The sequence below is a fragment of the Vagococcus proximus genome, assembly GCF_029143285.1.
Classification (GTDB): Bacteria; Bacillota; Bacilli; order Lactobacillales; family Vagococcaceae; genus Vagococcus_D; species Vagococcus_D proximus.
In genome coordinates, this window is the sequence record NZ_JAPDSH010000009.1 from 1 (window position 1) to 16,041 (window position 16,041).

Here is a 16,041-nt window from a genome sequence, read left to right on the forward strand (position 1 = left end):
CCTTAACGACTTAATTAGAATAACATGATTAGTTGATTTCGTCAACTACTTTTGAAAAGTTTTTTTAATTAAGTTTATTAGAGCTTTTAATCTCGTTCGTTTTTTTACGACTTTTTTATAATATCACTTGAATCAATCGATGTCAACATCTTTTAAAAAGTTTGTTAAACACGACTTCGCTTGTCTCAAGGACATGTATTAATATACCAAGTTTAGAATAAAAAGGCAAGTCTAAATCTGATTTTTTTTAATAACTGGGATTTTAAATAAAAATAGCTTAATCATGTAAACATGATTAAGCTATTTTTTCTGACAATCCGGACAAATGCCATATAATTCCATTCTGTGTTTATTTATTTGAAATCCTGTTAACTGCTCAGCAGCAACCTCTACATCATCTAAACCTGGATAATATGTATCTACTATTTTTCCACACTCTTCGCAAATAGCATGATAATGTTTCTGGCTACTAAAATCAAAACGACTAGATGAATCACCATATGCCATTTCTTGAACAAATCCAATTTTTGTAAATAATCTCAAATTATTATAAACCGTCGCCACGCTCATACTTGGAAAACGTGTTGCTAATGCTTTATATATATCATCTGCTGTCGGATGAGAGTGGCTTTCAATTAAGTATTCTAAAATAGCATACCGCTGAGGAGTGATTCTGATATCTGACTGTTTCAATTGTGCAACTGCAGCTTCTACTTTCATTTCCGTCATAGCTTCCTCCCCCTATCTAGCAATAATCTTTAAACTAATGATACTCTTTATACTCTAATTTTTCAAGAATTCTGTCCGATACTTTTTTTAGATTCCCTATTATATAATCTTACAGTAAATCTTTAAAACAAAAAAAAGCGAGAAAGACTTAACTTTCTCACTAAAAAATTCTTAAGATTGTACATTTTCCTTTATTATAAGCGCTCTATTCCATAGCATTAATACAAAAGATACAATCGCTCCTATCGCGACTCCAATCCATTTGTATTCTGAAACCTTAACAATAAGATAAGGTAACCATGAACCACCATAATCCAAACTTGAGATTAAGCTAGAACCTTTTGGAATAGCAAAGTTAGCCTTTGCCGCTGCTTCTGTAAAGATTGAGGCAACCCCTGTTCCAATTAATAAAGCCATACCACAAGTGACAATCCCTACTACAAGTGTTCTAAAGAAATCATTTCGACAAATAGGCGTTATGAGTACAAACATAAATGTTAAACCTGATAAACTTGCAATCGGTAAAAATTGATTACCAGGAATAATAAAGGCTAGTAAAATAGTGACCGGAATCATCACTAATGAAATAGTCAGTGTCACAGGATTTCCTACACCTACTGCCGAATCTAAACCAATAAGTAACTTTGCATTCCCATTGAATTTTTCTTGTAATTTTTCTTGGACAGACTCACTAACCGGCATTAGACCTTCCATTAAGATTGCTGCCATCTTCGGTATCAGTACTAATACTGCTGCAGTGGTAACCCCTAGGTTTAATATACCTTTCACATCATACTTTGCGATTACACCTAATAGAGCCCCAATAATCATTCCTAATACTGCAGGATCACCAAACAAACCAACTCTTTTTTGAAATTGCTCGTAATCCAAGCTGATTTTATTAACACCTGGTATTCTGTCTAAAATCCAGTTAACAATAAAAGCAATCGGTACAAATGAAGCTGTGAAGGCGTGAGGGATTGAAATACCGGGTAATCCCAATTCTTTTTCAACATATTTAGCCGTTCTATCTCCTATTACCATGATAATAATCATGTTAAATGCTGCCATTAATAAACTAACAATCAAATCCTGCGTAATCATATATACTAATGATCCTGTAAATGCAAAATGCCAGTAGTTCCATATATCCACGTTTACTGTTTTAGTCGTTTTAGTTAAAAGCATTAACACATTAACAACCAAACCTACGGGTATAATTAACACCCCTACGGCAGAGCCGAATGCAATCGCACTAGCTGCTGGCCAACCTACATCAATAACTGTTAAATTTAACCCTGAGTTTTCAACCATCCGTGTTGCGGCAGGACCTAAGTTTTCTGTTAATAATTGAATTGTTATATTTAACCCAATGAAACCTATCCCAACCATTAAACCAGACTTCAACGCCTTACTAAATTTCAATCCAACCACAAGCCCGAATATCAAAAAGATGATAGGCATCATAACTGCCGGACCCAAGTCTACTATATAATCCAAGATAAACATCTTTATTCCTCCCCTTCTTTATTCACACATAACAAAACTTCACTAGCCGTTTGAGCTTCAAGTAATTGATTAAGAAAATATCGGTTTGAGAAATTACCCATCAACCTACTTAAAACAGTAACTTGCTTCTCCTTATCCTTCACCAATAGGAAAAATAGCAATTTAACTTTTACGTTATTTAACGTTACCATCTCTTTAAAATTACAACTATTCGATAACCTTACAATTGCAATACCATGTTTTAAAATATGTTCACTGTCTGTATGAGGGATTGCAACGCCACACACTTCAGTTTGAATAGCTGTAGGAAACTTCTCTTCTCTGTCAATAATATTTTCCAAATAAGAAGGTTTCACATAACCAGATGCTTCTAACTTATTTGCTATTTCACTATATAATTGTTCCTGCGACTCACAATTAATATCTAAAAATATTAGTTCTTCTTGAAACATTCTCTACACCTCACTTGAATTAAATATTTAAAATAGATACTACTTCATCGATAACTTTATCTACCCCTATCCCTGTTATCAATCCTAAACCTGAAACCACGGGTACACCTAAATCAGTTCCACCCTGAGCTGTTGTTACAATTAAATCATGCCCTTCAACAAGTGAAGGTAACTCCGATAATGATGTTTGACTAAAATTAACTTGATCTAACTTCCCTCTCTTTTCCAATCCCGTTTTTAATTTTTGCAAAGCAACTGTACTAGTTGCAACACCTGATCCACACGCCACAATAATCTTTTTCATAATAATAAATTCTCCTTCTCTTCTATATAATTAATTTTTGTACTTGTTCAAATGACCGCTTAGTTAAAATCGCCCTGACTTTAGTATCGCTGTCTATTTTTTCATATAATTCCATAAATAATTCTCTATAATCCGAATCATCTACTTTATTACTCACTAAAGTCATGATGAGGGAAACCTCTCCCACTTCCCAAAAAACCGGACTTTCTAACAGAACAATCATCAAACAAGGCTTATGTACTCTCCCGGCCATATTATGTGGAATAGCAACACCATGACCTATTTCAGTCGTTCCAATCTTTTCTCTGGCAATAATAGACTCTGCACATTCATAATCTACATATCCTTTTTCGTGTAATGTCCTAGTGATGTAACTAAGTACTTCTGGTTTACTAGGTTTCCCCTTATATACATGAAATAATTCTTTATTAAACAATTGCCCAAGAGATAGTTGACTCGTTTTTTTTTGAATAACCTGTTTAACCTTCTTAATCTCTTCATCACTAACAATAGGAGAAATATACAAATAAGGAACTCGCCACTCCTCACTTAAATGAATAGTACTAATTATTAAATCAATGTCAGATAGATCTCGTTCTGGTAATTCATAGTAAGAGCATGTTCCCTTAACTTCAAGTACATGACCTAAACGTTTTTTTAATTTAGTTTGCAAAAGAACTGCAGTACCCATTCCAGATGTACATACAATCAAGATTGATTTTTTTTGATATTCTTCCCCTTGTCCATGCCTCTCCATTGCACCACAAAAATGAAGCGCCAAATATCCAATTTCATTTATATCAAGCGTTATTCCCAACGTTTTCTTAATATTATTAGATAAAAAATTGGCTAATTGAATTTCAAACGGATAGGTTTCAATGATATTATCCAACATATCATTACGTATGGGCATATTAAGACTAATTCGTTTCAATACACTTTCTAAATGAGTCAAAATCCCTTGTTTTAAAATTAAGTCGTTCTCAAAATCAAACTGATAAACTGTCTTAATTTCTTTCATCGTTTCTTTATAAAGTAATTCTTTTTCTTTTGATGTAGACACCGGCTCATCTGAAAACTTAGTAATAACTTTTTTTTGAGAAATGAGATGAATATAGATGTTTGTCTTTTCTTGCTTAGGCATCTCTAAGTTAAATCGCTGCTCAATTAATAAACACAAATGAGTTGCACATTGATATTCTCTTGTTGTTCGTTCAATAGGTCTCACTTTAGAACCCACATCATCTATTCGATTTTTATTCAATCTTATTATTAGAATTTCTAGATGCAATAATAGGTTTTGAAACCCCATATCAGTCACCTTTAACTCATGTCTTTTTAATGACTTCAAAAGTAGTACTTTTAATACCTTTCTACTATTATCATCAAAAACATATACCTTATTAAAATTGACTAACGAATTATCTCGTGTTAATTGATAACTAATAAATGATCTGACATGCTGTTCTTCTCCAACCACCTTCACTCCCTTATTATTCTTCTTAACCAAAGACAAATCAAAACTCAAAAGATCCTTTTTGACTAATTCCATGTCTCTTTTCAACGTTGACAAACTTATATATAATCCAGTTGCTAAATCGTCGTAAGAAATAATCTCATCATTCAAGGCAACTTTTGCTAATTCCCTTTCTAGCCACTCTACTCGTTTAACTTGAATATCAGGTACTATCTCTTCTTGATATGCGCCTTGTTTCACTAAAATTTCATTTGCTCTTTGAGTTTTATTCTTAGGAATAAAAAACCCTCTTCCTTTTAGAGAATCAATTTGTACATTATAATTTTCTAAATAGTCATTTATTTTCTTGATTTCTCGACGGATGGTTTTCCCAGATACTTCAAAATTTTTAGCGATTTCTTCACTTGATACATAAGTCCGTTCTTTAATCAGTAGAACTATAATTTCTACTTGTCGTTTAGAAAGATTCATGAGTATTTGCCTCCTTAATACACAGTCTAGCCTTTAAGTATCCGTTTTCACAGTTTAATAATGTCCACTAAGCATATGAGTAACGGACAACTTTTTTCATAAATGAAAATAAATCCTTATCCTTATAGTCTTACGCTATAGTATCCCCAAACTAACGTGTCAACAAGGCTTTATAAAAAAACACCTAAAATAGGAACTGTAAAAAAAAAAGAAGGTAACGTATCGTTACCTTCTTTTTATATAACCTCATCAGACCTTACCCATTCGTTCGCCTGTCTATGTTCTTCATTATATTCCAATAATAATAATTCTAAATCTTCTTGAGCCTGGCTATCATCATAACCATAAACACTTTCACTCAATACTTTCTGAAGACGATATCCCATTGGTTTAATCCCAAAATATGTTAACCCACCAGAAAAAATACCTCCCGCTAACGGTATCGCCTTAGCTAATCCCTGACTTAATGCTTTTTTAGATGACTTCAATCCCAATAGTTTTAAAGTTTTTTTTGCCACATGATGAACAATTGTTTGCTGAAAAACATGATTAGGTAATTTTTCAAGTACAGTTTTGCTTAGGGTATTTGATAACATACGGGTAGCTGATGCCGCAACATTGACTCCCATCATAACTCCTAAATAAACTAATAATTGATCTTCTGCTTCCGTTATTTCCTCAGAATCTTTGTACCAAATATCTTCTGCTCCATATATATAAGATAATTCTTGCGCTAACTTTAATGTTGTGGCATATATTTGTACTGTATCTACGGGCAACGTCCCTAAAATTGCAAAACCACCAGGTATTCCTGTAACAAATGACATCATAGTCGCACTTTTTGTTGCTGCTTTTATTTTTCTTAATGCAATTTTATCTACTGTTTCTTGGTTGAATATCTCAGTTGGTCCTTTTTCTAATAATTCTGCTTTATGATCCGTACCTGAAACATAATCTGTGAAAGCTTCCAATAAGAACGCTTCCCTAGAGACTTTAACTCCTGGTATTTTCAATAACTGCCTCACGATAAATACAGAATTAGACTTAATTGCTTTTTTATTTTTCTTCATATATAACCTCCACTGGGTAACTCTTATATCACAGTATACGCTACACATCACTATATAGATTCCGTCCTAAGACTGATTTATTAGCTCTATTTCTCACTCTAAAATCATCTTTAGCATTATATAGAAGATAATCGTCAAAATTATTTAATTGTAAAGGAATTAAAGTAATTTAGCTGCCACTTTTGGGTTTGAGTTGCTTGTTTATTCAAATCATGAGACCATTCAGGATAAACACGCATGGCCATTTTACCTTTTCGTTTATCTGTTGAATAAATTCCTTTTGTTTCTAATACTGTTTGATCAAACAAGAAAATGCCTTTATTTTCACCTTCTTCTACTTCTATCAATAAATATTTTGGAGAGTCATTCAAGTCATATGGTTTGTTTTTGTTTTGGAAATCTTTTTCCCAAAATGCCACAAATAGACCTGATTTTTTAGGTGTTACTTTAGCAAATCTATAACGTGTTAAAATGCCTGATACCTTGATAAGTGCGCCCCCATATTCTTCATTTTGATTTTCAAACATTACTATCTCAATTGATTCATTTAATTCTTTTGAAATTATAGCCAACTTGTCTGTTATATTATTTTCCATCCTAACTCCCTTTACTATGTTTTGATCTAATTAAGATTACTCTTTCTAGTCCTTATTAGCAACTCACCCATTCCCTTACTATTTCTCTCATAAACCACACATAAATGAATAAACCGGTCTATATCAATCACCGCGTACCCATTAAAAGAAAGCGAATACACATTTTTTTATATAATCCGCTCATTTTTTAATAGGATTCTCATAAAAAATAAGTTATACTAATAAAGTCCCTATTTTTTTCATAAATAATTAATAAATAAAAATAGGGGATTCGAAATAAGAAAGGGTGTTTTTTATTGTCATTAGAAAGAGGATTAAGTAACCGTCATGTCCAGTTGATTTCTATCGGTGGTGCTATCGGAACTGGATTGTTCTTAGCATCTGGTAAATCAATCGAACTAGCCGGACCTTCTATTTTATTAGTCTATTTAATAGTCGGAGGTTTCATCTTCCTGATTATGCGTGGGCTAGGGGAATTATTATTATCAAATTTAAATTGTCATTCATTTGTCGACTTGGCTCATGAGTATCTAGGACGTCGAACCGCCTTCATAACAGGTTGGACATACTGGTTCTGTTGGATTAGTGTGGCGATGTCGGATTTAACGGCTATTGGGATTTACATGAGATATTGGTTCCCGAATCTACCACAGTGGATTCCAGCCTTTATTGTTCTAATTGCTTTAATGCTTTTAAACTTAACATCAGTTAAATTGTTCGGTGAAATTGAGTTTTGGTTAGCATTAATTAAGATTATCGCTATTGTCGCTTTAATCGGTGTTGGTCTTTATATGATCATTACACAACACGAAACAGAAGTTGGAAAAGCATCATTAACTAATCTTTATAAATATGGTGGCTTCTTCCCTAAAGGGTTCACAGGATTTATCTTAGCCTTCCAATTAGCAGTATTCTCATTTACAGGTGTTGAACTTGTTGGCTTGACTGCTGGTGAAACAAAAGATCCTGAAAAAGTTATTCCAAAAGCGATTAATAATATTCCGATTCGTATTTTATTATTCTATATCGGTTCATTAGCTGTAATCATGAGTATCCAACCTTGGAACACAATCGATCCAACTAAGAGCCCGTTCGTAACAGTATTCTCAACAATCGGTATCGTCGGTGCTGCAAGTATCATTAACTTTGTTGTATTAAGTTCTGCTTTATCAGCATGTAACAGCGCGATTTTCAGTACAAGTCGTATGTTATATGGTTTAGCTGCTAACGACAATGCACCAAAACCTTTTGCTAAATTAACAAAACGTAAAAACCCATCATTATCATTATACTTCTCAACTATGGTTGTAGGAATTACTGTCGTACTTAACTACATCATGCCTGAAGGAGTATTCAGTTTAATTTCTGGAATTTCAACAGTATGTTTCTTATTCATTTGGGCAATTATTATTATCTGCCACATTAAGTACATTAAGACAACAAAAGAGCGTGGTTCATTCAGAATGCCATTCGCACCTTTTAGTAACTACTTAAGCTTAGCTTTCTTAGCACTAATCATTGTGATTTTAGCAATCTTACCTGACATGCGTTTCTCATTAGTCATTAGTCCATTATGGTTCTTAGGACTCTTCATCATGTATGAAGTAAAATATAAAAATACATAACAAAAAAGCAACTAACTTTAGAGTTAGTTGCTTTTTCTTTTGAATTTTATAATGATGACGTTACTGTCGCTTCTGTATCATTTAAGACCTCATCATCTAACTCACCAATACGTCTACTTGTTACTACACCAGCCAACATACTATCATTCACGTTAACTGCTGTTCTAGCCATATCAATTAAAGGTTCAACAGATATAACTAGACCCACTATAGCAACTGGTAAACCTAGACTTCCTAGTACGATTAGAGAAGCAAATGTGGCACCGCCACCTACTCCAGCTACACCGAATGAACTAATAGTTACGACTGCAACAATCGTTAAAATATACATTGGACTAAAGACATCTAGTCCTACTGTTGGTGCGACGATAGCTGCTAACATAGCAGGATAAACACCAGCACACCCGTTTTGCCCAATTGAGATACCAAAACTTCCTGCGAAGTTGGCTGTTGTTTCATCTACACCTAGTGCTTTACGTTGTGTTTCTATGTTCATCGGCAACGCTCCTGCACTTGAACGAGAGGTAAAAGCGAAACTTAAAACTGGCATAACCTTTTTAAGATAAACAAATGGGTTAACTTTTACTCCAACTAATACTAGCATATGCATAATAAAGACTAATCCTAATGCTACGTATGAAGCGAGTACAAACTTACCTAAATTTAATAAGGCTGCAAAGTTACTTGTTGCTAATACTTTAGTCATCAATGCTACGATGCCGTATGGTGTTAAACGCAAGACCAATGTCACGATACGCATCACAATTTTATATAAACTTTGAATTAATTTTGCAAAAAATTCAGCTTCTTCAGGACTTTTACGTTTTACTCCTAAGTAAGCCATCCCTACAAATGTTGAGAAAATAACAACAGCAATCGTACTTGTCGCACGCGCCCCTGATAGATCTTCAAAAATATTAGTTGGAATAAATGATACGATTTGTTGTGGAACTGTTAAATCTTGAACCATTTCTTGTCGGCTTGCAAGATCAGCTATTCGAGCTGTTTCAGCTGCTCCTTTAGTAAATTCTGCCCCTTGTAAATTAAATAAGAAGACAGACATAATCCCAATAAAGGCTGATACTGCTGTGGTAATTAATAAAGTAGCTAACACAGTAAAACTAATTTTCCCTAAATTTTTATTACTTTCAAGCTTAGTGAATGCCCCTACTATCGATACAAAAATAAGTGGCATAATAAGCATTTGCAAGAGGCTCACATAGCCGTTTCCTACAATGTTAATCCAATCAATCGATTGTGTTGTAACGGCTGATTCACGGTGAAATAACAGTTGAATAATAACACCATAGACTACCCCTACTCCCAATGCGATAAAAACACGATTAGAAAACTTCACATGTTTCTTTTGCATGCGGTAAAACCCAAATAAAATTAAAACAAATAACGCTAAAATCAATACTGTATAAACTGTTGTCATTTTACTTCCTCCTTTAAGGTGTTCACCAAATGACAGGCGAACGAATCAATCATAAGAGTAAAGGTCTCAGTCCACTCATTTTTTCCGAATCAGTTGACCTAACAAGTGAGAATGTTTCTCATTTATTAGTGATTGAACCTATACTACTATACAAAAGTAAGTAAATCAACTATAACGACTTTCATTTGGATTCATTCAAGAAAATTACACGTCTGAATTTCATTTTTTCACAAACTTCAGTTGACATCAATGCAAAGGAAACCTTATTTAATCAAGGTTTTTTAGTGAATATTATCAATTAGATAAAAAAAGTTTGTTCTAATTGAGAAAACGGTTTATTTCACTTTACAAAAAACTTATAAGACACTATTATGTACTCACACAAGTTGGTTTGGAGGGAAAATGATGAAAGTAAGTATATTTACAAGTTGTGTTGTTGATTTATTATTTCCAAATGTGGCAATTGCCATGGTAGAAGTTTTAGAACGTTTTGGTGTAGTGACTGATGTACCAGAGAAACAAATCTGTTGTGGCCAGCCTACTCTTAACAGTGGCTACAAAAAAGATTCTCAAAAAACATTAGTCAACCAATTAGAGTCATTTAAAGACTCTGATTACGTAGTAGGCGCTGCAGGAAGCTGCGTAGCAATGCTTAAAGAGTATGAGCACTTATTCGAAGATGATCCTAAGTATGCTGCGATGGCAAAAGAGCTAAATGAAAAAACATATGAATTCACTCAATTCTTAAATAAAGTATTGGGCTTAACAGATGTTGGTGCAACGCTAGATGCACGCGCAACCTATCACCGTTCATGTCACATGACACGTTTACTTAAAGAGAAGCAAACACCTTTTACAATGCTAGATCACGTTAACAAACTTGAGATGATTCCATTAGGACACTTAGAGAATTGTTGTGGATTTGGTGGGACTTTCTCTGTAAAAGAACCACTTATTTCAGAACAAATGGTTTGCGAAAAAATGAACGACGTAATCGACACAGGGGCTGAAGTATTAATCAGTGCGGATATGGGCTGTCTGATGAATATCGGTGGTAAATTTAACCGAGAAGGTAAAGAAATTAAGATTATGCATATTGCTGAAGTATTAAATAGCAATATCAACAAGACTCGTGTTGAAGAGATCAAAGCGGCTATGGCCGTAACTAACTAATATCTACTTTATATAAAAGAAAGAGGGACTCCAATGGGATTAAAAACAAGTGACTTATCTTTTGAAGATCGTGTAAAACGCAGTATTGATGATAAATTTATGCAAGCTGCCGTTCGTAAATCACAAGATGATCAATGGGTAAAACGTGAATCATCACGTGAACAACTCGGAAATTGGGAACAATGGCGTGAACTAGGTGAACAAATTCGTAAAGAAACAATCGCCTACCTACCCGACTACTTAGAACAATTTGCTGATAATGTCGAAAAAAATGGTGGTCATGTTTTCTTTGCTCAGAATGAACAAGAAGCACAAGACTACGTAAAAAAAATAACTCTTGAAAAACAAGCGAAAAAAATTGTTAAATCAAAGTCTATGGTTACAACAGAGGTCGGCCTAGATCAAATGCTTTTAGAACTTGAAGGCGTTAGTGTAATGGAAACTGATTTAGCTGAATTTATCCTACAAATGGATGATTGGGACGAACCATCTCATATCGTATTCCCTAACATTCATAAAAATAGAGAACAAATCCGTAAAGTCTTTGAAGAAAAATTAGGCTATGATGGTGATAACGAACCTGTTCATATGGCTCGTTTTGCCCGTGAAGTGTTACGTGAATTTTTCTTAGAAGCGGATATCGGAATTACCGGTTGTAACTTCGCTATTGCCGATAGTGGTGTTATTAACCTTGTTACTAATGAAGGAAATGCCGATTTATGTATCAGTATTCCTAAAACACAAATCGTTTTAATGGGAATGGAACGTATCGTTCCTTCTATGAAAGAAGCTGAAGTTGTCGATAACCTACTTTCACGTAGTGCCGTTGGCCAAAGCTTAACCAGTTATATTACCTTTGCAGGTCAAAAAAATGAAACAGAATCAGATGGACCTGAAGAGTTTCATGTTGTTATCTTAGACAACGGCCGTTCAAATGCTTTAGGGACTGAATTTGAGTCGATGTTACAATGTATCCGTTGCGGGGCGTGCTTAAATGTTTGTCCTGTTTACCGTCAAATTGGTGGTCATGGTTACGGTTCAATTTACCCTGGACCAATGGGCGCTGTTTTATCTCCTATCTTAGGTGGCTATGAAGACTTCGGTGATTTACCATATGCATCAAGTCTGTGCGGGGCTTGTACAGATACATGTCCTGTGAAAATTCCATTACATGAATTATTAGTGGCTCACCGTACTAAGATGACCGATGAATTGAAAATACCTAAAGGGATGGACCACCAGACCATGAAACTTATCGGTCGTGCGACATCTTCTCCTATCTTATTCAAGATGGCAATGAAGATGGATCACGGGGCTACTGGCTTAATGGCTAAAAAAGGTGATGTAACTGTCGAAAACTTCTACAACCATGGTGGCTATATTGATAAAGCTCCTGCAATGGCAAAAGGATGGACAGATGTGCGTGACCTTCCTCGTCCACCGAAATCTAAAGATGCCTTTAGAGAATGGTACAAACGCCACAAAAAAGAACAAGAGGAGGCTGGAAAATAATGGCTGAAACAGCAAACAATAAAGAAAAATTCCTTAACCACTTAGCTGACCGGTTAGGAACTCCTCGTCATTCTTTAGGCGATAAAAAAATCGAAGCCGTTCATGACCTAGCTCAAACGACTTTAACAGATAAAACACAAGACGAATTACTGGAAATTGCAAAAGAAAAATGTAAAACAATCCACACACCAGTTGTTGAGGTTAACTATGCTGATTTACTTCCTAAATTAGAAGAATTAATCGCTGACTACGGAGATGGTAATTTACTATTCCCAGACGATGCTCGTTTTAAGGAATTTGAGTTAGATAGCTTACTAGCTAAGGAAGAGGCCCATATTTGGAAACGTGGAAATGAATTCCGTGATGAAAATATCCGCGTGGCAGCTGATACTAATGTAGCAGTAGCTTTCGCCGAATTCTTCTTAGCAGAATCAGGTTCAGTCGTTGTAGAATCAAATGCTGGCCAAGGACGTTCTTTACACTTCCTACCAAAACGTTATATTTCAATTATTCCAAAAAGTAAGATTGTTCCTCGCTCGACACAAGCAGCAGCTTACTATACTGAAAAACGTGAACGTGGTGAAGAAACTGGCGCTATTCACTTCATTTCAGGCCCTTCGAACTCTGGAGACATTGAAATGCAACTCGTTGTTGGGGTGCATGGTCCTCTAGAGGTTACTTACTTAGTGGTCATGGATAAATAATAAAAGCAGACACGAAAAATCGTGTCTGCTTTTTATTTATAAACTCATATGCAAGATTGGGTAGTCTCTACCCTCATTATCTTTTTCATCTCGTCCGATTTTTCTAAATCCTCGAGCCTTATAAAAAGAATAGGCACCTGAATTCTGTTCATTTACATCTACTGTTTTCAAGCCCTCATTGATCATAATTTGAATAATCGTTGTACCATGACCTTTCCCTTGATAGATCGGATCTAAAAACAACATTTCTAAATGATCTTTGGAAAGGGCACTGAAGCCTATAATCTCACCATGTCTATACCATAACTGGACATCAAGTAAGTCCAAGTACTTAGGTATAACCTGTTTTATCTGCTCAAAATCATCTTGTTTCAAAAAATCATGTGTATGCTCCACCGATTTACTCCAAATATCTAAAATATCTGGATAATTCTCTTTAACTGCACGGCGCTTTTCCATAATATTCCCCCGAATTAATCACTGAAATATTATCTTACCATTAGCATCACTATTTTAATAGTTATTTTTGTTATTTCGATCTAATTTAATTCAATTTACTCTTTGATAACATCATATTACACCCAATAGTTGCTACTACTAAATAACAACTAATCACCCAAAGGGAAAGTGAAAAAGCGTGCTGATAATCTTTTAATGATGCATTATCTAAACTAGCTTTTAAAAAGTATTGAAATAATAAACCTGCCACACATACACCTATAACATTAGCTAAATACATCACCGTATTGATAAATGCACCACCTATTCCTAACGTTTTTACTGACACTTTTTGTAGGACTATACCTACTAACGGTGTCGTAGTTGCACCCAAAAATCCACCATATAGAAATAATAATGTTGCATTTAGTGGTGATAACAGATTAGGCATTACTAAAATACTAAAACTTAAACTAGCTAATGAAACAATCATCCCTACACATCCAACTAATAGAATTGACTTACCCACTACTGCTAATAAATGGCTAGATGCTAAGGAGGAGAAGATAAACCCTAGTCCTAGTGTCAAAAATATTAAACTAGTTCCTCCTACTGTTTTACTTAAGCCATATTGGGCATAGTAAGTGATAATAAAAAATAAAGAAAACATTGCTACATATGTGAAAAAAACGGTAAATAAACCTTTATTATAATAGGTATTTTTAAATAATTCCGTATCCACAACAACTGATTTATGTTGTATTTTTCGAATTCGTTCGATTTTAAAAAATAATACAATACCGACACTGCCCAATAAAATAAGTAGTAACTCTAGATAAAATGCCCCAGTTTGAATTTGATACAAACTATTTATAACCAGTAAAATAGAAGGAACTAAAAGTCCTACACTCCACCAATCAAATTTAGAAGAATCCTTTACACTGACCAGTTTAGTCTTAATATCTAATTTTTTCATACCTATTAATACAAGTAAGCAACATGGGATATTAAATAAAAAAATATTACGCCAACCTAATCCCATGATATTAGCACTCATTATGATACCACCAAACATTAATCCAAATGTAAATCCTAATCCTATAACCACACCATAAATACCAAATACAAGAGGTTGATCATCTTCTTTAAACTCCTGTCGCATTAAAACTAAAACTTGTGGTTGAATACATGCCGCGAATCCCCCTTGTATCAATCTAATAAAAATTAATACATCTGGACTACTTGTTAAAGCACCAGAAATTGAAGCAAGTAAAAAACCCACTAAGCCTAACACTAATAGTTTTTTTTGACCAAATAAATCGCCTAATCTACCTCCGATAATAAGTAATGCTGATAGCCCCAATGAATAGGCACTTAATATGTATTGTGCTTGAGTAAACGTTGCATCTACATCTAGTTGTATTTGGGGCAATGCTACCTGTAACATATAAGTATTTAGTGAAATAATAAGATTAGGTAACAAAATAATAGCTAAGGCAAACCAGTTAAATTGCTGTTTCTTATTAGTTTCGTTAATTTTGCCCATTATTATCCTTTGCCATTTCCTTAGCCAATGCCTCTATTCCATCAAATGATTGATAGCCATAGCCAAACATGGCATTATAATCTAGTCCATACATCTTATTTTCTTTAACGGCTTTCATCCCACTTAAACGTTTATCTGCTTTTATCCCCTCAATCAGTTCTTCTGCCGTTACACCATTTCCTTTACCATCAGACCAATCCGGAACAATTAAATAATCTGGATCTGCTTTAATCAATGCTTCAACACTAACATTACCTTTTTCATCTTTAAAACTATTAGTCATATTCAAAAGTTCAAAAACACTTTGGAAAAAGGTTTCTTTTGCTGCTGAATAAACCATAACCTCATCTTTCGTACTCATGTGTAAATACGCAAAGGTAGCACTATCTCTTGAACCAATTGTTTTCTTAATTCTATTTTCTTTTGCTTGTAATTTCTCAGAAAATTCACTTGCTTTGTCCTCTACTTGAAAGACTTTTCCTAGCTTTTCTATATCTGAATAAATAGACTTAATGGTTCCCCCTTGGATAGATGATTCTAAAATAAGTGTAGGAATTTTCATACTTGCCAGCGTTTCAACAGAACCATTTCCCCATTCATCTTCAGTAAACAATGTTCCTCTACCAAAAATTAAATCCGGCTCCGTACTTATTGCTAGTTCTTTACCTACATAATCAGTTGAAACTTTAGTTAACGTCTTATATTCTTTTTCTACCTCAACATCTCCCCGACCAAAATCAGCTCCAACTCCAGTTATATTATCTTTTAAACCTAGGTGCAATAATAACTCAGCTGCCGGCTTAGTATTTACAAATACTTTTTTCGGAACAGCTTTATAAGTCATTTGTTTTTCTTCAAAATCAGTGGATCCCGCATTGTTCCAATAATTAGTAACAGTAACGCCTTCTTTATCATTTGCTTTTTCAGACTGATTTGCACCACATCCTACTAATACAAGACTACTTATTACCAAACTGACAATTAATTTTTTCATTAG

15 protein-coding genes are annotated in these 16,041 nt (G+C 34.3%); 4 read left to right on the forward strand and 11 right to left on the reverse strand.

What is annotated here, in order from left to right; translation table 11 throughout:
* Positions 1-300: 300 nt before the first annotated feature.
* The 7 genes from OL233_RS10215 to OL233_RS10245 form a co-directional block, all read right to left on the reverse strand.
* Positions 301-729, reverse strand: a complete 429-nt coding sequence (locus tag OL233_RS10215; protein ID WP_275472206.1) for a Fur family transcriptional regulator — start codon at positions 727-729, stop codon at positions 301-303.
* 171 nt (positions 730-900) lie between these two features.
* Positions 901-2,238: a PTS galactitol transporter subunit IIC gene (locus OL233_RS10220; protein ID WP_275472207.1), complete on the reverse strand. Its 1,338-nt coding sequence runs from the start codon at positions 2,236-2,238 to the stop codon at positions 901-903.
* A gap of 2 nt (positions 2,239-2,240) precedes the next feature.
* Positions 2,241-2,690: a PTS sugar transporter subunit IIA gene (locus OL233_RS10225; protein WP_275472208.1), complete on the reverse strand. Its 450-nt coding sequence runs from the start codon at positions 2,688-2,690 to the stop codon at positions 2,241-2,243.
* A gap of 19 nt (positions 2,691-2,709) precedes the next feature.
* The gene (locus tag OL233_RS10230) at positions 2,710-2,994 is read right to left on the reverse strand and encodes a PTS sugar transporter subunit IIB (RefSeq protein ID WP_275472209.1); all 285 of its coding nucleotides are present in this window, start codon (positions 2,992-2,994) and stop codon (positions 2,710-2,712) included.
* Positions 2,995-3,016: 22 nt separating this feature from the next.
* Positions 3,017-4,942 carry a BglG family transcription antiterminator gene (locus tag OL233_RS10235; protein ID WP_275472210.1) on the reverse strand — a complete coding sequence of 642 codons (1,926 nt, stop codon included), beginning with the start codon at positions 4,940-4,942 and terminating at the stop codon, positions 3,017-3,019.
* A 236-nt stretch (positions 4,943-5,178) separates the two neighbouring features.
* Complete coding sequence (locus OL233_RS10240; protein ID WP_275472211.1) at positions 5,179-6,012, reverse strand: bacteriochlorophyll 4-vinyl reductase; 834 nt, start codon at positions 6,010-6,012, stop codon at positions 5,179-5,181.
* 140 nt (positions 6,013-6,152) lie between these two features.
* Positions 6,153-6,608 carry a MepB family protein gene (locus OL233_RS10245; RefSeq protein ID WP_275472212.1) on the reverse strand — a complete coding sequence of 152 codons (456 nt, stop codon included), beginning with the start codon at positions 6,606-6,608 and terminating at the stop codon, positions 6,153-6,155.
* A 296-nt stretch (positions 6,609-6,904) separates the two neighbouring features.
* On the opposite strand from OL233_RS10245, the gene OL233_RS10250 reads away from it, so the two are divergent.
* Positions 6,905-8,233, forward strand: a complete 1,329-nt coding sequence (locus tag OL233_RS10250; RefSeq protein ID WP_275472213.1) for an amino acid permease — start codon at positions 6,905-6,907, stop codon at positions 8,231-8,233.
* A gap of 46 nt (positions 8,234-8,279) precedes the next feature.
* Here the strand turns inward: OL233_RS10250 and OL233_RS10255 are convergent, their stop codons facing one another.
* Positions 8,280-9,671 carry an L-cystine transporter gene (locus OL233_RS10255; protein ID WP_275472214.1) on the reverse strand — a complete coding sequence of 464 codons (1,392 nt, stop codon included), beginning with the start codon at positions 9,669-9,671 and terminating at the stop codon, positions 8,280-8,282.
* 405 nt (positions 9,672-10,076) lie between these two features.
* Between OL233_RS10255 and OL233_RS10260 the strand changes: the two genes are divergently transcribed.
* From OL233_RS10260 to OL233_RS10270, 3 genes are read left to right on the forward strand one after another with little or no spacing between them, the layout of a single operon-like run.
* The gene (locus OL233_RS10260; protein WP_275472215.1) at positions 10,077-10,844 is read left to right on the forward strand and encodes a (Fe-S)-binding protein; all 768 of its coding nucleotides are present in this window, start codon (positions 10,077-10,079) and stop codon (positions 10,842-10,844) included.
* A gap of 33 nt (positions 10,845-10,877) precedes the next feature.
* Positions 10,878-12,356 (forward strand): LutB/LldF family L-lactate oxidation iron-sulfur protein, encoded by a 1,479-nt coding sequence (locus OL233_RS10265; RefSeq protein ID WP_275472216.1) that lies wholly within the window; start codon positions 10,878-10,880, stop codon positions 12,354-12,356.
* A complete protein-coding gene (locus OL233_RS10270) occupies positions 12,356-13,060 on the forward strand; it encodes a LutC/YkgG family protein (protein WP_275472217.1) in 705 nt (234 codons plus the stop codon). Before OL233_RS10265 ends, OL233_RS10270 begins: the two co-directional genes overlap by 1 nt.
* A gap of 36 nt (positions 13,061-13,096) precedes the next feature.
* Here the strand turns inward: OL233_RS10270 and OL233_RS10275 are convergent, their stop codons facing one another.
* The 3 genes from OL233_RS10275 to OL233_RS10285 all read right to left on the reverse strand — a co-directional run bounded on the left by OL233_RS10275 (position 13,097) and on the right by OL233_RS10285 (position 16,038).
* On the reverse strand, positions 13,097-13,519 hold the full coding sequence (locus OL233_RS10275; RefSeq protein WP_275472218.1) for a GNAT family N-acetyltransferase: 423 nt from the start codon (positions 13,517-13,519) through the stop codon (positions 13,097-13,099).
* A gap of 85 nt (positions 13,520-13,604) precedes the next feature.
* Positions 13,605-15,044 (reverse strand): MFS transporter, encoded by a 1,440-nt coding sequence (locus OL233_RS10280; RefSeq protein WP_275472219.1) that lies wholly within the window; start codon positions 15,042-15,044, stop codon positions 13,605-13,607.
* A complete protein-coding gene (locus OL233_RS10285; protein WP_275472220.1) occupies positions 15,031-16,038 on the reverse strand; it encodes an ABC transporter substrate-binding protein in 1,008 nt (335 codons plus the stop codon). The genes OL233_RS10280 and OL233_RS10285 overlap by 14 nt, the downstream gene beginning before the upstream one ends.
* Positions 16,039-16,041 lie beyond the last annotated feature (3 nt).